Here is a 22,924-nt window from a genome sequence, read left to right on the forward strand (position 1 = left end):
AGCCAATACTACCCTCATAAATTGCTCCCAAAGGGACCCTGAAAAGTTACTCCATATTTTTCAACACCTGCAACCCATTTTTAAACAGAAATCCATTTCATCCCGGGGACATACTTTTTTGCAACCACCAACAAGTCAAAAGCAATCCTTACCCATTGCCCCTTAAAAGGGTAATAATATTACAACTATAAATGAATTTTACCTAAAAATCTCTTATTTATTTTTTTGAAAGGAAACTTCCAGAAAAAGTCTAGGTTTTATGTATCCGAATGCCAAAAAAAATTAGAGACTGAACTAAAATTAACCTTGCCATACGTTCGCTTTCAATAAAATTTTAGTTTCAAAAAAGGAAATATGGATAATTTCTTTAATCTCTCACCAAAACTTTGATATATTCAACATTCTGACCCCAAGAAACCTCGAGAACATAAATACCATTTGGCGACTGAAGTATTGCCTTTTGAAGCGCCACCGAAAGTCTGGGAATATTTGTGCCAAAATAAGCTCTAAATCCAGCATTTGGGGATATCAGACGCACATGTATTTTTTCATTCTGATATTTACTTCTATCCAACAACTCAAAAGAAAATCTTTCTCCAGAAGTGGGGTTTGGAAAAGTTCTCCAGACATTTTTTGTCACCTGAGAGGAAGGCAATCTTACCGAAACTACCTTACTATAGCCAAATTTACCGTTGAAGTCGATCTGTTTCAACCTATAAAAAAGGTTCTCTCCTGTAATTGGAAATGTGTTGTCGATAAAACGATATTCCACAGGACCCGCAGAGAAACCAATTCCTTCTACCATACCAATTTTTACCCAGCTTTTGACAGTGTCAGTGGAGCGCTCAACTTCAAAATGAGAGGTTTCCCACTCTTCGAAAGTTTCCCATTTAAGCAGGACATCTTTTTTCTCTTTTTGGAAATTAGCCTCAATAGTTTGAAACTCCAAAGGAAGTATGCGATAGGCGATTCGAATTATCACAATTCCGCTCGATCCAGCTCCCCCTCGAAAATTACCGGCGCCTCCTCCAGATCCGGTATTTTTTGTTCCAAAATTCCCCACTCCCTCTCCGAATTTCCCGTTTCCGTCTCCGCCAAGTTCAATTCCATTAAAAAAACCTCCGGTACTTTCTCCGTATCCCAAAGCTGGATTTCTACCAGTGGAACCACCTCCTCCTGAAAATGCATTTCTTATATTAGGGACATTTGTAAGGATGTTTAGCCCCAATCCATTTCCACCGGTTCCGGGTTGATTGTTACTTGCATTTATACCCGCACTTCCTGCGCCTCCACCACCACCTCCAGTGAGTTGATTTCCATTCCCACCCCTATTGCCGTCTCCACCTGGATTCCCAATATTACCTACCTTCAAGCCTTTGGAACCTTGTCCTTGTCCAGGGGAATTGTTGGCCCCACCTCCTCCTCCTGACCCTCCCGATCTTCCGTTTCTGGCTATGGATGATGTTGAACCACCGCCGCCTCCTCCAATAGAAGTAATCCCAAAAAACGAGGAAAGGAAACCATCTTGACCTTGGTTGGAAGTAGAGCTGGAACCTGGGCCTCCACTTCCAACAGCGACCGGATAGACTTGCCCAATTGTCAAAGACAGTCCATCTACAGTTGTTATTTCTCCTGCCCCTCCGCCCCCAGCAGCCTCACCTCTTCCTCCGCCTGCACCACCTCCGACAACTGCCACCATTACATCAAGGAGTATTTGATCAATTTGCAAATCAGGCACTTTTAACTGCCCTGGACATCGATAAATATAAATCACGTCTATTCCATCGGACGTGCTTATTTGCTGCGTTTCAAAACAATCATAAGATGGACAGCTTCCCACATTAAAATCCCCTACAATCGCATTAGCGGTGGGAATCTTATTGATAAACAACGGCGAGTCTGCGTTTGATAAATAATTACTTACAATACTTCCATTGTTATTAAAAGACCCGTTTACTTCTATGTTACTGCATTGATTGGAGTTAATTGCATTAATACCACCGTTACTGTTTACTTGCAAGTTTCCTGCTATATTGAATTGTCCCGAAAAATTGATTGTAGTATTGGAGTTGATGTTGGCGGTTCCTTCAATGAAAGTATTTCCCTGAAGGGTTACTAATGCATTGCTGTTGAAATTCACATTCCCTCCTAAATTAAGGGTTCCGTTACTTAAAAAATTACTGTTGCTATTAAAATCAATATTACCGGGTACAGACATGTTCCCATAATTGTTTAGCGTTTTATTGGAATTAAGATTGGAATTGAAAAAGAACTGGCTATAGTTGTTAATTACCCAATTTCCATTAAAATCATTCCCAATTGACAAACTTCCATAGTTATCAATTCTTGACAATCCCGATAAACTTGAAGCTGAACCATTCCATGATGAATTATCGGCAATACAAATAACAATATTATTTCTGTTGTTGAAGTTAATTGCACTCGTTCTATTTCCCGAAATACAGACAACACTGCCATTTACCATTGAACCTACGGGTACATTATCCCCTTCTATGGTTACTGTACAACCTGAGCATTGTCCGTAACTTTTATTGTAAATACTTAAAAAAACACAAACAAAAACCAACCATTTTTTCATAGCCTAGAACAATTCTCAGAAATAAATGGGTGTACAAATATTGATTTATTCACGACCTTCATTTTACGCTTTCTCAAATACATTTTAATTAGTTTATTTTCAAAAAAGGGAATAATATTCCAATTTTATTGAAAACAAGAAATAATATTACTGTTTACCCCATTGTAAAACAAGTTAATGGTTTCGAAATTCAAAAATTAATCTTTTGATATCTAAATTTGAAAAAGGTTTCAATAATTGTAAAAACGCAAAAGCCCCTGACTAAAAAATGTCAAGGGCTTTTGGGCATTAAAATAATTTTTACGAGTCTCGTAGAATCTAAAAACCAATCAAAGCAGAAAAAGGATTTATCTAAATCTTACCCGTTCATGCTGATCAAGAACTCGGAATTGTCTCTGGTACCTTTCATCCTTTGCAGAAGGAATTCCATGGCTTCCTGGGAAGTCATGTCGGCCATCAACTTTCTCAAGATCCACACACGTTGCATTTCTTCCTTGTCCATCAGGAGATCTTCTCTTCTGGTGCCGGAACCCGGTACGTCGATGGCTGGATAAATCCTTCTGTTGGAAAGTTTTCTGTCAAGGGAAAGCTCCATGTTGCCGGTTCCTTTGAATTCCTCAAAGATCACCTCATCCATTTTGGAACCTGTTTCGACCAAGGCAGTGGCAATGATGGTCAACGAACCTCCATTCTCTACGTTCCTGGCTGCGCCAAAGAAACGTTTTGGCTTGTGAAGCGCATTGGCATCCACACCACCGGATAGAATTTTTCCCGAGGAGGGCACTACTGTGTTGTAGGCTCTGGCAAGACGGGTGATGGAATCCAAGAGGATCACGACATCATGCCCACATTCTACCATTCGCTTGGCTTTTTCCAAAACGATCGAAGCGACTTTCACGTGTCTTTCTGCTTGCTCATCAAATGTAGAAGAGATCACCTCTGCTTTTACCGAACGGGCCATTTCTGTCACCTCTTCCGGTCTCTCATCGATCAAAAGAATCATCAAATGCACCTCAGGGTGGTTTTCCGCAATGGCATTGGCGATTTTTTGCAAGAGAACAGTCTTACCCGTTTTTGGCTGGGCCACGATCATTCCCCTTTGTCCTTTACCGATAGGGGCAAAAAGATCCAATATTCTAGTGGAATAATTGTCGTGTCTGGTCGTGAGGTTCAAGCGCTCTTCCGGAAACAATGGCGTGAGGTACTCAAAGGGAACCCTGTCGCGGATTTCCTCGGTCGTCTTTCCATTGACCGTGATCACTTTCAAAAGGGCAAAGTATTTTTCTCCTTCTTTTGGCGGGCGGATGGTTCCTTTGATATGGTCTCCGGTTTTAAGGCCAAAAAGTTTGATTTGTGAAGGAGACACATAAATATCATCCGGGGATGCAAGGTAATTGTAATCCAAAGACCTCAGGAATCCATATCCTTCGGCCATGATTTCAAGCACGCCTTCATTTTCAATGATTCCGTCAAATTCCTTCATGCTCACGTAAGGCTTCCTTTTGGAAGGAATTACTTCTGCAGTAGGGATATGCGCCTCATCACTGTCCTTGTAATTTTTTCTTCTTGGAAGATCCACTTCCATTTCAGGCTGACTTTCATAAGCGGCTGTGGGCTGCTCGATCTCAATATCCTCCACGACTTTTTTACGGGGACGGATAAATCTTGGTTTTTCTTCCTCTGAGGCTTGCGGGATGGATTTGGGCTTTTCCTCTGGCTTTACTTGTTCCCTTTCTCTTGCGGGGCGTTCGGCAGGCGCAGGTCGTTCAGCAGGCTTTTCACTGGCTTCCCTTTTTGGTCGTTCGGCTGTCTTTTCTACTTGCTCCCTTTTGGTTTCTACTTGTTGCTCCCTTTTGGGACGCTCCGGACTTTTTTCTGATGATTCCCTTTTGGGACGTTCGGGTGCTTTTTCAGGGGATTCCCTTCTTGGCTTTTCTGTTTGTACCTTGGCTCTTTCCATCGTAGGAGCCTCTTTCGGTATCTCACTCACGTTTTGTCTCCCTGTTTTTGGCTTGATGGGTGCCTCTTCCTTGGTGGATTGTGGTGCTTCTGGTGTAGTGGGGGTGGATTCTGTTGGGGTGGGTTCGCCTTCAGCGATCGAGGGCTTCTTTTTTGGCAGGGCTTGCTCTGGGGTGATTGCCTGTTGGTCCAAAATGGCATAAATGAGATCGTCTTTTTTGAGGGTCTTGTGGTTTTTGACGGCCATTTCCTCAGCAATCTCTTTTAACTCAGAAAGGAGTCTAACTCTTAATTCTTCTATGTTATACATAAAAAGCAAATGTAAATTGAAATGATTGAATGATAATGATGATGTGTGAAATGATGTGAGTTGAGTATTACCGCAATGAAATAAAAAGATATTCAGGATAATATTAATCCCCGGGGAGAGGACCTTTAATTCCCAAGACATTACAATATTACGGTTTACATTATTAAAACGCAAATAATTCATCCTTAGACTTAATTATTTAAATAATTAATTGCCTGAGGACCTTTACAGATTTCCATTCTGAAGAATTTTCCAAGTGTTGGGAATAAAAAACCAAGAAATGATCCAGCAGACTCCTTCTGTACACCGCCGGGATTTTTTCTTCGCAGGCAAAGGAATGTTGGATCAGGTGGTCAAGATATTCCTTCTCCCTAGCAATAAAATCCGGAGATGTCACCTTAAGCTCGATTTCGTCAAAAAATGATTCGGCATCCATTGGCGCAAAACCCAAGTACCGGGAGGTTTCCCATAAAAACACGACCGGGAAAATCGGTAAGGACACGTTTTCCTCATCCAAATGGCTTACTGCTTCGTAGAGAAAGTCAAAAAGGGATTCATTCTGATAGTTTTCATAAATGGATTTACCGAGCACTTCTCCCACAAACATGGCCACACCGGACCGGAAGAAATCAAAGGGAATCCTTTGAAATGCTCTTGAAAGCTTGACCTCCGAAATTCTGTTCAACCCGGCGCCCTCTTTGTCATAAACCACCAATTCCAATAGGGTCAAGGGCTGATACAAAGCCATTTTTCCCTTGGAACCACTACTTCTCACCCCATTGACGATGTAGGATTTCAAGCCCAAGTCTCGCGTAAAGATTTTCACCACGATAGAGGTTTCCCGATATCGGATGTAGCTGATGACAATACCGGTAGTCTTTTTTAGCATTACAACACCACGAATTTACCTGCAACGCTTTCACTGCCTCCCTCATCCCTGGTATAGACCAGATAAACACCAGGCGAAAGTTTACCACCTTCGCCATTTCGGAGGTTCCATGTGGTTTTCCCTCCCCTCACCTGGACCGAATAGACGACCCTTCCGGAAGCATTGCTTATTTTGATGAAGGCAAAATCTGTCAACCCTTCTATACTCAGATATCCCACAAAATCCGGACGCACCGGATTGGGATAAATTTTTAATGCCTCTAATGATTCAAAAGCCTTCATACTTCCCCCACGAAAGGAAAGCGCCCCATTGGGCACCACCATCAATAGCGCTCCCGTCAATGGATCCAGGGTCAAATTTCGGATCGTATTGGACGGCAGCGGACTGTTGTCTCTTGTAAAATGGGCCAATAATCCATTCCCAAATTCATTGAAATGCCAAAGGCCATTCGAGGAGGTTCCAAACCACTTGGTTTGGTCAGGGGCAACTTTCACTGAAGTCACACTCTGGCCGTTGAGCAAATTTCTGTTTTCGAAAAGGGGTTGAATAGCATTGAACCCCGAATTTGTGTTTGTCCCAGATACGGCCGGAAGATAAACCACCCCACTGCTCATCCCCAACCACAAATTATCTGCTTGGTCTATGTCCATATCCAGCAATTGTCCTGGAGGAAAAGCCCCTTGATTATCCGCATTCCCAAGCAGCCTGTTCAAACCACTCGAGGCATTGAAAACCCTTATCCTTGGCGATCCCCCAGCGGGGGTATGGAGAATCCAAAGATTGTTGGCTTTGTCCATACGGATTTTGAAGGCGAACTGTAGCCCAGAAACGGGTATGGTTTCCCAATCACCATTGGTTTTGATTTTGACAAGTCTTTCTTGATTGTCGCCAAACCCAACCCACAGCTGGTTTTGGGCATCTTTGGCTAGGGCCCAAACTTTGGACCCACCGTTAATTCCAGGCAAATTCAACTTTTCCAATGTCCCATTTTGCTCCTTCCACAAGCCATCCCCATCGGTGCCAAAATAGCGAACATCCTGAATGCTCACCATCTCCGTGGTGTTCTTTGGAACTTCAACCTTTTCCCAAATCCCCTCAACCAGTTTTGAAGCGGCATTGCGCTCTGAGGCGGCGCTATTTCCCTGTGCATCTACAAAATACGGAATCGCAAAAACACCGGAAACGGTCCAAATGAATTTCTGGATTTTTGTTTGCGGACCGCTGGCAAAGATGAACTTATTGTCTCCCGTTTTGAAAATTCCTTTTCCCGGAACACTCAGATACAGGTCATCTGAGACGACATGATAGTCTGTGAAAGCCATATTGTCCGATTCGTAAAAACCCGAAAAAGAGCCATTGGCCGTTAGCTTGTTTATCGTTCCCTCTTGGACAAAGAACAGCCCAGAACCAAATTTTTTGAGCATATGGCTTCCATAAGTACCAAAGATCAATTCAGCTTCGTCTTCCTGAAGGAGGTAAAGTTGAAGATCCGCCCCCCTCATAAAAAACTTTCCTCCCAATTCCTCGATCGAGTGGAATCCACCATCTACGGATCTGGCCAACAATTCCCAATTTCTGAAATCCTTTAGATTTTTGGATTTTTCACCTTTCAGAATCCCCAATTCGGTGGCGAGATAAATGGATTTCTCATCCATGGACATGTCAAAAATCGGCAAAGTGGATCCTTCAGGACCGATATTCAGAAAAGCATCCAAAAACTGGCCATTCATAAGATCGACTTGCGCCAATCCAAAATCAGCCATTAAAAATGCCGAAGATTCGAAAATTTTGATTCCCCTTATTCTTTTGTTCAATATTTGTGGATTGTCTTTCAAGTCATAAACGGACTTGATCGATTTCTCCCCAATGACATCCAATGTTCCGTCGGGATAGGACACCATAAACAACTTGGATTTCGAGTCATACGCTGCTGCGGTAAAAGCCTGCCCATACAGTCCATCTATTTTGGTGATGGCACGAGGGGACAGTTCATGGGTTGCAAAAAAAGAAATCGCTTCAGTGGCATGATAGAATACAGTCCGATCATCCCCTTTTAAAAAACCCGCATCAAGATACGACTGGTGAAATCGCCAACTTCCTACCGGAATATCGGACTGGGCCATTAAATTGGCATTCGGAGGAAAAACCGAAAAGACAATTAGCAATAAGAAAAGCCCAACCGATTTCAAAAAAAGCCGTTTCTTGGGATTTCCTGAAATCATATCGATTTTACACTGATCAGTCCAAAAAAAAGACACGGGAATCATCCTCTGAAAGAAAATATTTCTTGTTGTGCTCCCCATTTGCAGGCCACGAATACCTCCCCCCATCGCGCCCTATTTTTTGTCCTCCAAAAAGCATTTCCGGCATCGGGCTTCATAGCTTTCCTTCTCCCCGACCATCACTTTTTCTTTTGCATCGGAGAGCCGGAAGGAATAGGAAGCCAAGTCCCCGCATTTCATACAGATGGCATGCACCTTGGTGACATATTCGGCTATGGCCAATAATTGTGGCATGGGATCAAATGGCTTTCCTTCAAAATCCATGTCCAGTCCAGCCATGATGACTCTTTTTCCGGAATTTGCCAAAACAGCCGCCACATGGATAATCTGTTGGTCAAAAAACTGAACCTCATCGATTCCTACCACGTCGCAATCTCCTGCCAATAGAATAATATCATCTGCAAAATTTACCGGGGTAGATCGAATTGCACTTTCGTTATGGGATACCACGTCAAATTCATGGTACCTTTTGTCTATTGATGGTTTAAAAATCTCAACTTTCTGTCTGGCAATCAATGCACGATTCAGTCTTCGGATCAATTCTTCTGTTTTTCCCGAAAACATGGAGCCGCATATTACTTCTATATGGCCTTTCTTCTCGTGTTGACTCTTTTTTCCTATGGAGGGTTCTATAAACATGGGTCTTATTCGGAGTAATCCAAATGGGGAAGCTTTTGCTCTTCTGGAACTTTTATAGAAAGCTCCCCATACATCAATTTAGCTTGGCAAGATAACCTTTCATCCACTTTTAACCTTCCGTTTCCCCTAAAATATTCTTCGCTATCGGTCAGCGGGCTGAGGTTTTCAAACCCTTTGGTCACAACCATTTTGCAAGAAGTACATCTTCCCTTTTTCCCGCATGCATGCATCCAATCTATATAGTTTTCATGGATTAATTCTATAACTTTACGGTTGTCTACCTGAGACACGATTTCTTGATGATTAAAATTTTCGATAGTGATTTTCAGCATGATTTCTGATCTCCAAACCAAAACAATTGATTATGTGTGCTAAAATAAACAGCAAATATTTAGAAAGCTACGTGAGTGAATTTACCAATACGGTTTGTGAAAATTATTTCAGGAATAAACAATACATGTCTGGCCAAGACATCATTCAGCTCACACCCTCTCCACAAGTCAATTTTTTCATCATCAAAGCACTTTTTGAAGGATGGCAGTTGGAATTGGAAAAATTAAAAAGCAATCCTTACTTTGATTACAGGGACAAAGCTGTCCATGAAGCGCTGGGCGAATTCATGAATGTGCTTTCCCGAAATATAAAAATCGACCGAAATTCATTTGAACCTTTATTGGCTGAAGCTTTGGCCTTTACTATTTTTTTGGCGGTAGATCCCCTGACTTATTATACCGGTGAATTTGAAAAAGTGGATTCCAACAGATTGAATGATTTTCTTAAAGAGAACAAAAAATATTACAAATGGCACAGCATCCTGATCAACAACCTCATTGACAAAGCTGGGTTGGGCAATACCCATGAAGCGTATAATGCTGCATTGTTGACAAATTTTGAAGCCAAAAAGAATGAATTGGAATCTGCTGAAAGCTTGTTGAAAAGCTTAGATCAAATTACTCAATTGGATTATAAAGCACTGTTTGTTGACATCAAGGAGCAAAGTGAACAACAAATCAAGGCAGAAAAAGAAGAGGCCCAAAAATCTGTTCAGGATTTCTTGGCAGAGGCAAATGAGGCGATGGATGCAAAAAAAGAAGAAATCCACGTTGACTCACCTGCTGAAATTCGTGAGGAAGAAATCATCATTGGATCCAATGTCGTTGTAGAATCTCCGAAGCATGCCACCGGAAGTAGAGCCATTGATCCCTTACAAGCTTGGGAACGTTTTGAGTCGGAAGAATACATGATCATGAAAGGCACCATTGGGAAACTTGCCGAAAGTGTGAGCATCAACCAGCGCTTTATGTTTACAAAGGAGTTGTTTGATGGCAACCCCGATCTATTGAAACATACCCTGAAATCCATCGACAATTGTGATAGTTTTATTGACGCCATCAACCTGCTGAATCTCCGTTTTGTGGAAGAACTCAACTGGGATAAAGATTCGGAGCCTGTCGTGGAATTTTTACAGCTTATATTCAGAAAATTCGACCAGAAAGGCTGAGTCAAGCCAAAACATGCATTAGGTTTCCGAATGGGGATGAACCTGTAAGAAAATCAGACTACTTGGAAAATATCGCATAGTACCGACATGGCGGAATCAAAAGTAAAACTCAATTTACTGGTTATTAGGTAATTAAGGGCATAAATATGATCGGTAATACATGATATGGGTTCAAGGCTGATTATGGAGTTCCGCATTTTTAAAAAATAAAGGGGAATCAATCTAGATAAGCGCAGGAAAACCTGGGATGAAAAGGGTTTGCTGGATCAGTCCAAAACCCCAAATATTTTTTTATATTTGATAGGTTCGGTAGTTTTATATTGATTTTTATTGGAGTGAGCCTTTCTAGAGGATCTTTTCCATTGAAATGGTTAAGGTCAATTAGATTTTGAGGTAAACCTGATACAATTGAGGCTTACCCGAATAGCCCTTTCGGATATTTTTTATTGAATTAAAATCAAACAGTTTATATGGACGATACCCACAAAATGCCTGAGGTCCCCGATAATCCCAATTATGAAATCACGGGCGATTTGGTAGATCATTATTGGTTTTTGATCAATTATCTGAGTGGAATGATCAAAGCTTCGGAAATAAAGGCGGGACTGATTTTGTCTTTTTATGGCATTATCTTAAATCTGTATTTCAAATACTTGGACATTTTTCTGGAAATGGCCAAAAACGATTGGTTCATCATCACCTTTATGGGTTTATGGCTAGTGGTGACCATCCTCTCCATTTATTTTAGCTTCAAGTGTTTTTTACCCATGATCTTAGGCAGTTATGACAAAAATGTTTTTTTCTTTGATGATGTAATAAAAGGCTTCGGTACCATCAAAGAATATTCGAAACATCTTTACCAAGTGAGCAACGAAAAAGAAATTCTTTTTGGCCAATTGGGAGAACAGGTTTTTATAAATGCCAAGATCGCTTCCACAAAATTTGGTTTTGTTAATAAATCCATCCGTTTGTTGGCACTAAATATCGTTTTATTGTTTATATTTCTTTTTACTTATTCAGTTCGAACATTCTCTTGGTTTTTTTAGGCTTGAATAATAATACATGTTAAACTATGAAAGGCTACTTCGAACTAAAGAAATTTGTTTTTGGGCTGTTGGCCAAAGAATTACCGAGACACATTACCTACCATGGACTCGAACATACTTTGGATGTACTGGAAGTCTGCGACCAGTATATCAATGCATTCAACCTATCGGGTGAAGAAGCCCACCTTATCCGCATTGCGGCCATTGTCCATGATTTGGGATTCTTAAAATCCCCCCTGAACCATGAGGAAGTTGGTGCAGAAATGGCATCTGAAATCATGAAAAATCTTGGAATGGACCCTAACCATATCGAGGAAGTGTATCGAATGGTCATGGCCACAAAAATCCCCCAGACGCCTGAGACCGACCTTCAGAAAATCATTTGCGATGCAGATCTGGATTATCTTGGTCGGGATGATTATCCGGAAATCAGCGCAAAACTATTTGAAGAACTCAAGGCCTTGAATTTTTTGAAAAATGAAGAGGAGTGGCGCATGCTTCAGATCAAATTTTTGCAGGAGCATGCCTTCCACACCCATTTCGCCAAAAAACACCGAGAACCCAAAAAGCAGTTTTGGCTCAATCAAATCAAAAAAGGCAAAGAAGTTTAACCCGTTTTGTATCGGGTTTTTAGCCCTTTCATGCATGCTCTTCTCTATTGCATCCTGAAATCCCCTAATCGTCAGGCTTTGTTTATTGTTTTTTGACTTCACCATACCGGCGACACGAACCATTCTAGCAATCTCCTGCTGTTCTTGCAGATTCAAGCCCCTTTGAAAGGGGAATGCATATGTCGGGTTTAATTCATCCTCCCCAAAAACTGAATTCTGTGGGAATCCAGCTTGATGAAAATAAACAACAAGATCGTGAAGGACCATAAAGAGGATCCCCCATAACTAAAGAAGGGAAGCGGAATCCCCACCACGGGAAACAAGCCTATGGTCATGGCGATATTGATCAAGAAATGGAAGAGCAATAGCGAGATCACACAATAGCCATAAACCCTCGAAAATCTGTTTTTCTGCCTCTCTGCCAGGATTATCAAGCGGATCAGCAAAGAACAAAACAGGAATACGACGACAATGCTTCCTACCCAGCCAAATTCTTCACCCAAGGTGCAGAAAATAAAATCCGTATGTTGTTCGGGCACAAAGTCAAATTTGGTCTGTGTTCCCTCCAAATACCCCTTTCCCCAAAAACCACCTGACCCGATGGCGATTTTGGATTGGGTCACGTTCCACCCCACACCCAAAGGATCCAAATCGGGGTTGAACAATACCATAATTCTATTTTGCTGGTGCGTCGGCAACTTGGAAACCACAAAATCCAGACTGTAACTGTAGCCAATCACCACAGCCCCAATAGCCAAAAGACTTAGGCTCCTCCTGAGGCTCTTTTTGCCCATAAAATTGAGTATACCAAGCACGACAGCCACACCAATGACAAGGTAAAGATTGTTCTCAATGCCCAAGGCCAATAGGGAAATGGTGATAAATGTCAAACCCAAAACGTAGTACCGCTGAGGCATTCCTTCCCTGTAAAGCATCACAAAAAATGCGGAATACACCATAGCCGTCCCTGTATCTGGCTGCAGCATGATAAGTGACACCGGGATCATGATGATAGCCAACGCTTGAAGCTGATACTTGACTTGACTCAAGTCAAAACTCGGCCGCTCCATAAACTTTGCCAAAGCAAGTGCCGTAGCAAATTTCGCGAATTCTGCGGGTTGTAAACGGAATGCACCGATCTCAAACCATGCCCGCTGGCCATTGATCTCCTTCCCAAAAAATGGGGTAATCAGCAAGAAGATCACAAAAACCCCATAGAGGATTATGGAAAGATTTTCGAACAATCGGTAATCGGCCACCATGATGAGCGTAATCAACAGTAGCGCTGTACCGATCCAAACCAATTGCTTACCGGAATTGATCGAAAAGTCAAAAATACTTTTGGCCGCCTGCTCGTCATACACGGCCGCATAGATATTGAACCAACCGATAATTACCAATGAAGCATAAATGCCAATGGTAATCCAGTCTATCTTATTGATGTATAAATCGTCCTGTCTCAAATCACATGAATTTACCTACCCGCACGTATTCTTCCAACTCTAGTCTAGTGACTTCTCCCCTCAAATATTTTTCAATCATCAGACTGGCGATGCTCGCAGCGGCCCTTCCTCCCCAACCCGCATTTTCCACATATACCGCAATGGCAATTTTGGGGTCTGATTTAGGGGCAAATGCTATGAATACGGAATGATCTTCCCCTTGCGGATTTTGAGCTGTTCCAGTTTTTCCCGCTATTTCGATATCCTTGATAACTGCCCTTGCCGCGGTTCCATAGATGGCCTGCGCCATAGCATCCTGAACCATATCAAAATGATGGGCATCTACGCCAACTTCATGTTTTGTACGGAACTCTTCCGGGATGTTATCAGTGTTTCCGTCTATCGCCTTGATCAGATGTGGGGTATAATAATATCCTTTGTTGGCAAAAACCGCAGCCAAATTTGCCATTTGCAAGGGCGTCACCAACATTTCTCCCTGACCAATGGAAAGCGAGTAAATGGTTGAATATTTCCATCTCCCAGCACCATATACCCGGTCATAAAGTTTGCTGGAAGGAATTGAGCCCCCTTTTTCATTGAACATGTCCAATCCGAGAGGAGAACCCAATCCAAATTTCATCACGGATTCCCTCCATTCATTCAGGCCAATTTCAGTGTCCTTGAAAGTGTTGCTTGACACTTCCCTGTTGATGATTGCCCTAAATGCTTGGTGATAATAGGGATTGCAGGAATTCCGAATAGCCCCAAAAAGATCCACTGGACTTGGATGGTTGTGACAGGCTACAAGCGATCTGTTGCATGCGAAAGTAGTATTGACATTCAAAATCCCGGATTGAAGTCCGACAAGCGACTGTACAATCTTGAAGATCGATCCCGGAGGATACATGGCCATGATCGGTCTATTGAAAAGGGGCCTCGTATCGTCTTTGTTGAGCAACATGTAATTGGTACTAAACTGCGCACCCGTCAGCACGTTTGGATCATAACTTGGAGCAGAGATCATGGAAAGGATTTCGCCAGTCTTCGGCTCTATCGCAACCACTGAACCCCTTTTTCCAGCCATTAGCATTTCGCCGTATTGTTGGAGAAGAAGGTCAATGGAAGAAGTCACGTTTTTCCCCGCAACGGAAGCAGTATCGTATTCCCCGTTTTTAAAGGGGCCTTTGTCCACACCCCGAACATTCACCATTTTGTATTTGACACCCTTTACACCACGGAGTTCCTTTTCATAAAAGCCCTCCATACCACTCAACCCCACATAATCACCCTGTCGATAATACTTTACAGTATCTCGCCCCAATTGATTCCCACTGATTTCTCCAATATAACCCAGTGTATTGGCCGAACTCGCCTGTGGATACGACCTCACTGATCGGGACATGACAAAGAGTCCTGGATAGTCAATCAAATAATCTTGGATCCTCGCAAAATCCGTGGTGGAAATCTGCTTGATGAGTGTAGAAGGTTTTACCGAGGAGTATTTTCTGGCAGCTGTATAGGTTTCAATCAAATGCTCTTTGCTGACCCTAAAAATCTCGCAAAACCTCGCAGTATCGCGTACCTGAAATTCCTTCGGAATGATCATCAGGTCAAAAATCGGATTGTTATAGACCATAATCTTGCCCGTTCTATCATAGACAAGTCCACGATAGGGATGATCAACGACTCTTTGAATGGCATTTCTTTCAGCCCTTTTCAAAAAACTGTCATCGGCGACTTGAATTAAAAATAGTTTGGTCAATAATACCAATCCAACCAGTACTACTACTACGATGATGGTTAACGGCCTTTGGTCATTCATTAAATTCCTCTCCTTCTTCTGTAGAACAACAGCTGAACAATAATACTCATTATAAACACAAAAATAGCACTTGCAACTATTTTTTGAACAACAAACAGGAACAAACCAGTTCCTAAATTATCAATATAAAAAAAGAAAATGTGGTGCAGCAAAACCAACGGAATACTGTACGTAAAGAACCATCCGAAGCCCATATTCAGTACCGATGGCTGTAAATCGTCATCGTATCCTCCCCTTGGCGTGATCATTTTGATCCAGCGTCTCCTGACAAAAGCAACGGCAAGGATGCTTGCTGTATGAACGCCCAAAGTGTCATAAAAAAGGTCGATTCCCATCCCCAGCACAAAAGCAATGATCAAGGTAGGAACGGTCTTGATCTCTATTGGGAGCAGCAGGATGTACAGCACATAAAGGAAACAAAATGCGGTCCCAAAAAGCACAAGGTTCTTCAACACCAGTATCTGCAACAACAGAAAAACAATGAAGCTTACAATCAATAAAAAAATCCTGCTATTGTTCATTTTTTATTCCGGTAGTTTGATAAAGGGAATCCAACTCAACCACTTTATAATTGTCAACTAGATAAACATAAGAAATGCGGGTGAAATCAGTAGTCAGCTCAATCGTGATGTCAAGATAATTCGTGTCTGTACCCTGTTTGACTTCCAAAACGGTCCCTATGGAAATCCCCTCTGGAAATACCGCATTGTACCCAGAGGTCACGACTTGATCCCCAACTTTGATGTCTACGTGTCTGGGAATATAGAGCAATTTGGCTTTTTTAGAATCCAAACCGTCCCACTTCGTGGACCCAAACACCTCGGTCGACTTAATTTTTGAGGAAATCAATAAATCCGTGTGCAAAAGAGAAATGACAGTCGCAAAATTTTCGGAAACCCCTTTCACCCTGCCCACGACACCTTCCTCATTGAACACTCCCATTCCCTCTTTCAATCCCTGGAGTGCACCTTTGTTCAGTGTAATGAAATTTTGGGAAAGCCTGATGGAATTGTTGATCACTTTTGCTCCCTTAAACTGGATGTCCCCGAATAAGGCGGAATCAAGGGGAATGAAAACACTGTCCGGTGGATTTTTGAACTTTTGCAATTCTGCGAGCAATTCGGCATTTTTTTCCATCAGATTCCTGTTTACGGAAGTCAATGCAAAATAATCCATCACACCACTTCTATATCCAAGAATTGTCCCGCTCAGCTGATTAGAGCTATTAAAAAACACCGACCCTTGCTGGGAATTAAAAGAGACGATTAACCAAATGGCAACCGCCTCCAAAAATATAAATAAAAGAAGGGCTCTTATGCTATAAAGAAATAGTAAAATGCGCTGCATTTAATCATTAGGTCATCAAAACGGTTCTGAAATTGGCAATGTTCTTCAAGGCTGTGCCTGTACCCCTTACCACTGCCCTTAACGGATCTTCAGCGATATGGATTGGAAGTTTGGTTTTTTGGTGAAGCCTTTTGTCAAGACCTTTCAACAAAGCGCCTCCACCTGTAAGGTGAATTCCATTGTCATAAATATCAGCAGACAATTCTGGTGGTGCGATCTCCAAAGCCTTTAGAACAGCTTCCTCAATTTTGGAAACAGATTTGTCCAAGGCAAAGGCAATTTCTGAATAAGAGACCTTGATGACTTTAGGAATACCGGTCATGAGATCACGACCTCTTATTTCATAATCATCCGGAGCATCGTCCAATTCCGTCAATGCCGACCCGATCGCAATCTTAACTTTCTCTGCAGAACGCTCGCCGATCAACAAATTGTGCTGTCTTCTCATGTAATCCAGGATATCTTTGGTAAAGGTATCACCAGCCACCCTAATGGATTGATCTGCCACGATTCCCGAAAGTGCAATCAGCGCAATTTCAGTAGTTCCTCCTCCGATATCCACAATCATGGATCCCATTGGTTTTTCAATATCTATCCCGATACCGATGGCTGCGGCGATAGGTTCGTATATCATGTACACCTCTTTGGCTCCTGCATGTTCTGCAGAATCCCTTACGGCTCTTTTCTCAACTTCGGTAATTCCCGATGGAATACAGATCACCATTCTATGTGATTGTGGAAACATCCCTTTTTTATGACCTGGGATCATTTTGATGAGGCCACGGATCATTTGTTCCGCTGCAAAGAAATCCGCAATCACCCCATCCTTCAAAGGACGAATGGTTTTGATGTTTTCATGCGTTTTTTCGTGCATATTCATCGCATCCCTTCCCACCGCAAGCACCCTATTGGTGGTCCTGTCGATAGCAATGATAGAAGGCTCATCTACCACTATTTTATCTTTATGTATAATCAGCGTATTCGCTGTGCCTAAGTCGATAGCAATGTCACTGGAGAAAAAATCGAATAATCCCATTATGTTTTTTGATTGATTTGATTTTTGAAGACCGTTCAAAGTTCGCATACCCTATGCAGAACATGAAACGCGGGTTGGCAAAATTATTACCTTAATCCCGATTTATAATAAGAAAGCGTTTTTTTTTTAAAAGTATCTTTTCAATTGGCGTGAAAGCTCAAAATGGCACTGTTTTCGGAAATATTTTCCAAGTCCGTTAATGGTGTTTTTTTTGACCATAACAAATGTAACAATCCCTGTACCAAATGCTAAGCCCTCTTTAAAAAGTAGCTTATAGGTAGATAACAGCTTTATTTAAAAGCGCTTAAAATCAAAGGATTCCCAAGGTTGTTTTTTTTATGGAAAATATTTTATTAAATTTGCAAAGTATTAACCGAGTAAATAGAGGGGACATCAAGTCCCCTCTTTCATTATGGAAATTTGAAAAATGAGCTTGAAACAGACTATTGAGGAAATTGTAGAAAAGCACCTGCCGGATGAAACACATTTCGTTGTAGATGTTCAAGTGATAGAAAAGGGCCCGAAACCACAGGTTAAAATCCTAATTGATGCCGATGGTGGTTTGAATATTGACACTTGTGCGCTGCTTAGCCGCCATGTTGGGGAAGAAATCGAAGCAAAGGAATTGCTTTCGGATGCATACATTCTGGAAGTTTCCTCACCGGGACTAGACTTTCCGTTGAGTTCCAAAAGGCAATACATGAAAAATATTGGCCGAAACCTAAAAATATCATTGCTAGACGGCACTGAAGTAGAGGGTGAATTAATAAGTGTGGATCAGTCTGCGATTCAGATAGGAGTAAAGAAAAAACCAAAAGGTGAAAAAGCCAAAGAGGAAGAAGTCTCCATCGCACTGGACCAAATCAAGAAATCAATCATATTAGTCTCTTTTAAGTAAAAAAAATGGATGCTAAAATTCTTATAGAATCATTTGCAGAGTTTGCAAGATCAAAAAATGTAGATCGTCCAACCATGATCCGCATTCTGGAAGATGTCTTCAGAGCGATGATTCGCAAAAAATTCGAGACCGATGAAAACTTTGATGTTACCATCAATGCCGACAAAGGAGATCTTGAAATTTTGAGGATCCGTGAAATTGTCGACGACAATTCCGAGGATATTTGGGATTTTGACAAAATAAGCATCAGCGATGCCCGTAAAATCGAGCCCGATTTTGAAGTTGGTGAAGAAGTCTACGAAAAAATAGAATTGGAAGAATTTGGAAGAAGAGCTGTTACGATGGCGCGACAAACCCTGATTCAGAAAATCAAAGATCTTGAAAAGGATCTCCTTTTCAACCAATACGAAGAGCTGGTTGGTGAAATAATCTCTGCCGAAGTCTATCAGATTTTGGGTAGGGAAGTACTCTTGATGGATTCTGAAGGAAATGAATTGATCCTTCCAAAGACGGAACAGATCCCGAAAGATCGTTTTAGAAAAGGGGATTCTGCCCGGGCCATTGTCCACAAAGTGGAGATGCTCAATGGGAATCCAAGGATCATCTTGTCCAGAACTTCCCCAATGTTTTTGGAAAGACTCTTTGAAAATGAAGTACCTGAAGTGTATGATGGACTCATCACCATCAAAAAAATCGTAAGAGAACCAGGGGAGCGTGCAAAAGTAGCTGTCGAATCTTATGATGACAGGATAGACCCTGTAGGGGCTTGTGTCGGAATGAAGGGGAGCAGAATCCATGCAGTGGTTCGCGAATTACAAAATGAGAACATCGATGTCATCAATTACACCGATAACCTTGATCTTTATGTAAGCAGGGCTTTGAGTCCAGCAAAGATCAGCTCCATTCAGGTCAACAAGGACGAGAAAAGGCTTTCTGTTTTTCTGAAACCTGATCAAGTTTCCATGGCCATCGGCAAGGGAGGATTCAATATCAGACTGGCCAGCAGATTGGTTGGTTATGAAATAGATGTATTTAGAGAGTTAAGTGACTATGAAGAAGAAGAGGATGTAGATCTGAACGAATTCGTAGATGAAATTGAAGGCTGGGTCCTTAAAGAACTGAAAAAGACTGGTTTGGACACAGCTAAAAGTGTGTTGTCCCTTACCAAAGAAGATCTTTTGAGAAGAACCGAACTTGAAGAGGAAACGATTGAGGAAGTCTTTAAAATATTAAAACAGGAATTTGAACAGTAAATAAAGGCCGAATTAGACAATAATAGGCCTTATATTTGCAAAAGTATTTAGAAAGAGGTTTTAGCGTATGTCAGAAGAAAAAACGATGCGATTGGGCCAAGTAGCCAGAAAACTTAACGTAGGGATATCTACGATAGTTGAATCTATGGCAAAAAAGGGCTTTGAAGTAGAAAATAATCCAAACTCCAAAATTAATACGGAGCAATACAACCTGTTGGCAAAGGAGTTCAGGTCCTCGGCACAGGAAAAAGAAGAGGCTTCTCACCTTTCCATCGGGAAACGACACCATGAGTCGTTCACAATAGAAGCTGAATCAGACACGCGTGAAGAAAAAAAACCTGCACCTCCAGTTGAAACAAAACCGGAACCTGCAAAACCTCTTCCTCCTGTATCTGTAGAACAAAAAATCACTCCAGTCCCAGAAGAAAAGAAAATTGTCCCGGAAGCTCCGAAACTTCAAGGCATAACCGTTCTCGGGAAAATTGATTTGAATCCGAAAAAAGCGCAACCAAAAAAGGAAGAAGAAAAACTACCTCCAGCTGAAAAAGCAGTCGCACCAATCGTTGAAAAACCAAAAGAGGAGAAAGTCATCGCTGAACCTCAAGCTGTGAAAACTCCTGAGCCTTTTCCCGAAAAAGCAATAGAAGCCAAACCTGAAAAGACTCCTGAGCCGCAAGCCCAGAAAAAGGAAGAACCAAAACAAGAAAAACCACCTGTAGCACCAAAGGCTTCGGTGACTCCACCATCAGAAAAGGCTGTAAAACCTGAACACGTTACACCTAAGCCTGAACCAAGGAGAGAATACACGCCGAAACCTCAAGTCGCAGCTGCCAAACCAGCACCTATCGTTTCTAAACCTATCGAAAAACCAGTTCTCTCCACACCCCCAATAGTAGAAACACCTGCTCCCACACAGGTTATTTCTGCAAGGGCTGAATCCTTAAAAGGGCTCACCGTTTTGGGGAAAATTGAATTGCCTGATGACAAGAGCAAGAAGAAAGGGAAGCCGGTAGCCTCTTCTGACGAAAAAGGCAAAGACAAAAAGAAAAGACTTCGCAAAAGAATTGATAAAAATGTGCCCGGAGAAGCTGGAAAACCAGCAACACCAGGCACCCCTTCTGCAGGTCAGCCGCCAAGAAGAACCCCTGGCAGCCCTCCACCAAAACCAGGAGGACCACCAAGAGAACGCAGACCTGCTCAAGCTCGTCCTCCAGGACAGGCTGGCGCTCGTCCAGGTGCTCCATATGGTGGTGCAGGTAGATTCCAAAAAGCTGAACCTACACCAAAAGAAATCCAAGACCAAATCAAACAAACCCTTGCAAGATTGCAAGGAGGCGGAAAATCTGGTGGTGGAAAATCCAAAAACAGACGTGACAAACGTTCTGAAAGAACCCGTGATGTAGAGGAAGGAACAGAGGATACTAAGATCTTAAGAGTAACTGAGTTTATTTCGGCAAATGATCTTTCCTCCTTGATGGACGTTTCTGTCAATGATGTGATTTCAGCTTGTTTGTCCTTGGGAATGTTCGTTTCCATCAACCAAAGGTTGGATGCAGAAGCGATCACTATCATTGCCGACGAATTTGGCTTTGAAGTGGAGTTCACCAAATCCGATGAGGAAGAAAATGAAACCATTCAGCTCGATACTCCTGAAGAATTAATTCCTAGAGCACCGATTGTCACCATTATGGGTCACGTCGATCACGGAAAAACTTCTTTGCTGGATTATATCCGTACCGCAAAAGTAACAGCCGATGAGGCAGGTGGAATCACCCAGCACATCGGGGCTTACGATGTAATGACCAAAGACGGAAACAAAATCGCATTCTTGGATACTCCAGGTCACGAAGCCTTTACCGCAATGCGGGCAAGGGGTGCCAAAATCACCGACGTGGCGATCATTGTAATTGCGGCGGATGACAATGTCATGCCACAAACCAAGGAAGCCATCAACCACGCGCAAGTGGCTGGCGTCCCAATGATATTCGCGATAAACAAAATCGATAGACCAAATTCCAATCCAAACAAAATCAAGGAGGAATTGGCCAATATGAATCTCTTGGTAGAAGAATGGGGTGGAAAATACCAGTCCCAAGATATCTCTGCCAAAACCGGACAAGGTATTGATGACCTTCTCGAAAAGGTATTGTTGGAAGCTGAAATTCTTGAATTGAAAGCCAATCCAAACAAAAATGCCCAAGGAACAGTCGTTGAAGCCGCTTTGGACAAAGGTCGCGGATATGTATCCACGGTAATGGTCCAAGCTGGAACATTGAAAGTTGGTGACATCATGCTTGCTGGTCAGCACTATGGCCGTGTCAAGGCTATGTTTGACCATACGGGCAAAAAAGTAAAGCAAGCGGGACCATCCACTCCTGTCCAAGTACTTGGATTGAGCGGTGCTCCACAGGCCGGTGATATCATCAAAGTTTACGACACAGAAAGAGAAGCAAGAGAAATCGCCAATTCCAGAGAGCAGATTCAAAGGGAGCAGAGCATGCGAACCAAGAAACACATCACACTGGATGAAATTGGTAGAAGACTTGCCATCGGTAACTTCAAAGAACTTAACATCATCATCAAAGGTGATGTGGATGGATCAGTCGAAGCACTTTCTGATTCCTTGTTGAAACTTTCCAAAGATGAGGTGAGTGTCAATATCATCCATAAAGGTGTGGGTCAGATCTCCGAATCGGACGTTCTACTTGCCTCTGCATCTGATGCCATTATTATTGGCTTCCAGGTAAGGCCTTCCACCAATGCAAAAAGGCTGGCCGAACAGGAAGAAATCGAAATCAGACATTATTCCATCATCTACGATGCGATCAATCAAATCAAGGATGCCATCGAAGGAATGTTGGAACCTGAATTTGAAGAAATAATCACCGGTAACATCGTCGTGAGAGAGGTTTTCAAAATCACGAAAATCGGAACTGTTGCAGGATCTTATGTTACGGATGGTTTTATTACCAGAAAGAACAAAATCCGCGTAATCAGAGACGGTATTGTCATCTTCGATGGCCATATCGATCAATTGAAGCGATTCAAAGATGATGTAGCTGAAGTGAAAGCGGGTTACGAATGTGGTATTTCCATCAAGAACTTCAACGACATCGAGATCGGAGATACAATTGAAGGTTATTTCATGAAAGAAGTAAAACGAAAAAAATAACTTGAATTTCAAATATCAATAAACAAAAGGAATGGCCACAAGCTGTTCCTTTTGTCTTATAATTCATTATGTATTCGGCATTGATTCTATTTCTAAAAATTGGAGTGCTATTGTCTTT

At 42.0% G+C, this 22,924-nt stretch carries 17 protein-coding genes; 6 read left to right on the forward strand and 11 right to left on the reverse strand.

Translation table 11 applies throughout. The features are described from left to right. Positions 1-367: 367 nt before the first annotated feature. From Q7J63_RS07705 to Q7J63_RS07730, 6 genes are all read right to left on the reverse strand, one after another. Positions 368-2,218, reverse strand: a complete 1,851-nt coding sequence (locus tag Q7J63_RS07705) for a glycine-rich domain-containing protein (RefSeq protein ID WP_304885170.1) — start codon at positions 2,216-2,218, stop codon at positions 368-370. 739 nt (positions 2,219-2,957) lie between these two features. Beyond that, positions 2,958-4,868: a transcription termination factor Rho gene (gene rho, locus Q7J63_RS07710; protein WP_019596234.1), complete on the reverse strand. Its 1,911-nt coding sequence runs from the start codon at positions 4,866-4,868 to the stop codon at positions 2,958-2,960. A 199-nt stretch (positions 4,869-5,067) separates the two neighbouring features. Beyond that, positions 5,068-5,757, reverse strand: coding sequence for a DNA repair protein RecO (gene recO / locus Q7J63_RS07715; RefSeq protein WP_019596233.1), 690 nt, complete (start codon positions 5,755-5,757; stop codon positions 5,068-5,070). Continuing rightward, positions 5,757-7,880: a T9SS type A sorting domain-containing protein gene (locus tag Q7J63_RS07720; RefSeq protein ID WP_304885173.1), complete on the reverse strand. Its 2,124-nt coding sequence runs from the start codon at positions 7,878-7,880 to the stop codon at positions 5,757-5,759. The genes recO and Q7J63_RS07720 overlap by 1 nt, the downstream gene beginning before the upstream one ends. Before the next feature lie 213 nt (positions 7,881-8,093). Next, positions 8,094-8,678, reverse strand: a complete 585-nt coding sequence (locus Q7J63_RS07725; protein WP_019596231.1) for a thymidine kinase — start codon at positions 8,676-8,678, stop codon at positions 8,094-8,096. A gap of 5 nt (positions 8,679-8,683) precedes the next feature. Continuing rightward, positions 8,684-9,010, reverse strand: coding sequence for a 2Fe-2S iron-sulfur cluster-binding protein (locus Q7J63_RS07730; RefSeq protein ID WP_304885176.1), 327 nt, complete (start codon positions 9,008-9,010; stop codon positions 8,684-8,686). A 32-nt stretch (positions 9,011-9,042) separates the two neighbouring features. Between Q7J63_RS07730 and Q7J63_RS07735 the strand changes: the two genes are divergently transcribed. The 3 genes from Q7J63_RS07735 to Q7J63_RS07745 all read left to right on the forward strand — a co-directional run bounded on the left by Q7J63_RS07735 (position 9,043) and on the right by Q7J63_RS07745 (position 11,836). After that, on the forward strand, positions 9,043-10,179 hold the full coding sequence (locus Q7J63_RS07735) for a hypothetical protein (RefSeq protein ID WP_304885178.1): 1,137 nt from the start codon (positions 9,043-9,045) through the stop codon (positions 10,177-10,179). 470 nt (positions 10,180-10,649) lie between these two features. After that, positions 10,650-11,225: a Pycsar system effector family protein gene (locus Q7J63_RS07740; RefSeq protein WP_019596228.1), complete on the forward strand. Its 576-nt coding sequence runs from the start codon at positions 10,650-10,652 to the stop codon at positions 11,223-11,225. A gap of 26 nt (positions 11,226-11,251) precedes the next feature. Beyond that, positions 11,252-11,836, forward strand: a complete 585-nt coding sequence (locus Q7J63_RS07745) for an HD domain-containing protein (RefSeq protein ID WP_304885180.1) — start codon at positions 11,252-11,254, stop codon at positions 11,834-11,836. Between the two features lie 188 nt (positions 11,837-12,024). Here the strand turns inward: Q7J63_RS07745 and rodA are convergent, their stop codons facing one another. From rodA to Q7J63_RS07770, 5 genes are read right to left on the reverse strand one after another with little or no spacing between them, the layout of a single operon-like run. Beyond that, positions 12,025-13,299, reverse strand: coding sequence for a rod shape-determining protein RodA (rodA, locus tag Q7J63_RS07750; RefSeq protein WP_304885181.1), 1,275 nt, complete (start codon positions 13,297-13,299; stop codon positions 12,025-12,027). Position 13,300: 1 nt separating this feature from the next. Continuing rightward, complete coding sequence (locus tag Q7J63_RS07755) at positions 13,301-15,100, reverse strand: penicillin-binding protein 2 (protein ID WP_019596225.1); 1,800 nt, start codon at positions 15,098-15,100, stop codon at positions 13,301-13,303. Further along, positions 15,100-15,621, reverse strand: a complete 522-nt coding sequence (locus Q7J63_RS07760; protein ID WP_304885184.1) for a rod shape-determining protein MreD — start codon at positions 15,619-15,621, stop codon at positions 15,100-15,102. Before Q7J63_RS07760 ends, Q7J63_RS07755 begins: the two co-directional genes overlap by 1 nt. Further along, positions 15,611-16,447, reverse strand: a complete 837-nt coding sequence (gene mreC, locus Q7J63_RS07765; protein ID WP_019596223.1) for a rod shape-determining protein MreC — start codon at positions 16,445-16,447, stop codon at positions 15,611-15,613. The genes Q7J63_RS07760 and mreC overlap by 11 nt, the downstream gene beginning before the upstream one ends. A gap of 7 nt (positions 16,448-16,454) precedes the next feature. Then, the gene (locus Q7J63_RS07770) at positions 16,455-17,483 is read right to left on the reverse strand and encodes a rod shape-determining protein (protein ID WP_026333451.1); all 1,029 of its coding nucleotides are present in this window, start codon (positions 17,481-17,483) and stop codon (positions 16,455-16,457) included. Positions 17,484-17,910: 427 nt separating this feature from the next. Between Q7J63_RS07770 and rimP the strand changes: the two genes are divergently transcribed. From rimP to infB, 3 genes are all read left to right on the forward strand, one after another. Continuing rightward, positions 17,911-18,381 (forward strand): ribosome maturation factor RimP, encoded by a 471-nt coding sequence (gene rimP, locus Q7J63_RS07775; protein ID WP_019596221.1) that lies wholly within the window; start codon positions 17,911-17,913, stop codon positions 18,379-18,381. Positions 18,382-18,386: 5 nt separating this feature from the next. Further along, positions 18,387-19,634, forward strand: coding sequence for a transcription termination factor NusA (gene nusA, locus Q7J63_RS07780; protein WP_019596220.1), 1,248 nt, complete (start codon positions 18,387-18,389; stop codon positions 19,632-19,634). A 67-nt stretch (positions 19,635-19,701) separates the two neighbouring features. Beyond that, the gene (gene infB, locus Q7J63_RS07785) at positions 19,702-22,806 is read left to right on the forward strand and encodes a translation initiation factor IF-2 (RefSeq protein ID WP_304885188.1); all 3,105 of its coding nucleotides are present in this window, start codon (positions 19,702-19,704) and stop codon (positions 22,804-22,806) included. Positions 22,807-22,924: the final 118 nt, after the last annotated feature.

This window comes from Rhodonellum sp. (assembly GCF_030656585.1).
Lineage (GTDB): Bacteria > Bacteroidota > Bacteroidia > Cytophagales > Cyclobacteriaceae > Rhodonellum > Rhodonellum psychrophilum.

Excerpts from the sequence above, each read along its gene's own strand:
- Q7J63_RS07760 (WP_304885184.1), bottom strand. The coding sequence starts at position 15,621 with ATGAACAATAGCAGGATTTTTTTATTGATTGTAAGCTTCATTGTTTTT.
- Q7J63_RS07720 (WP_304885173.1), bottom strand. The coding sequence starts at position 7,880 with ATGGCCCAGTCCGATATTCCGGTAGGAAGTTGGCGATTTCACCAGTCG.
- Q7J63_RS07735 (WP_304885178.1), top strand. The coding sequence starts at position 9,043 with ATGTGTGCTAAAATAAACAGCAAATATTTAGAAAGCTACGTGAGTGAA.
- Q7J63_RS07755 (WP_019596225.1), bottom strand. The coding sequence starts at position 15,100 with ATGAATGACCAAAGGCCGTTAACCATCATCGTAGTAGTAGTACTGGTT.
- Q7J63_RS07725 (WP_019596231.1), bottom strand. The coding sequence starts at position 8,678 with ATGTTTATAGAACCCTCCATAGGAAAAAAGAGTCAACACGAGAAGAAA.
- Q7J63_RS07740 (WP_019596228.1), top strand. The coding sequence starts at position 10,650 with ATGGACGATACCCACAAAATGCCTGAGGTCCCCGATAATCCCAATTAT.
- Q7J63_RS07730 (WP_304885176.1), bottom strand. The coding sequence starts at position 9,010 with ATGCTGAAAATCACTATCGAAAATTTTAATCATCAAGAAATCGTGTCT.
- infB (WP_304885188.1), top strand. The coding sequence starts at position 19,702 with ATGTCAGAAGAAAAAACGATGCGATTGGGCCAAGTAGCCAGAAAACTT.
- rimP (WP_019596221.1), top strand. The coding sequence starts at position 17,911 with ATGAGCTTGAAACAGACTATTGAGGAAATTGTAGAAAAGCACCTGCCG.
- recO (WP_019596233.1), bottom strand. The coding sequence starts at position 5,757 with ATGCTAAAAAAGACTACCGGTATTGTCATCAGCTACATCCGATATCGG.
- rho (WP_019596234.1), bottom strand. The coding sequence starts at position 4,868 with ATGTATAACATAGAAGAATTAAGAGTTAGACTCCTTTCTGAGTTAAAA.
- Q7J63_RS07705 (WP_304885170.1), bottom strand. The coding sequence starts at position 2,218 with ATGTCTGTACCCGGTAATATTGATTTTAATAGCAACAGTAATTTTTTA.
- Q7J63_RS07770 (WP_026333451.1), bottom strand. The coding sequence starts at position 17,483 with ATGGGATTATTCGATTTTTTCTCCAGTGACATTGCTATCGACTTAGGC.
- nusA (WP_019596220.1), top strand. The coding sequence starts at position 18,387 with ATGGATGCTAAAATTCTTATAGAATCATTTGCAGAGTTTGCAAGATCA.
- Q7J63_RS07745 (WP_304885180.1), top strand. The coding sequence starts at position 11,252 with ATGAAAGGCTACTTCGAACTAAAGAAATTTGTTTTTGGGCTGTTGGCC.
- mreC (WP_019596223.1), bottom strand. The coding sequence starts at position 16,447 with ATGCAGCGCATTTTACTATTTCTTTATAGCATAAGAGCCCTTCTTTTA.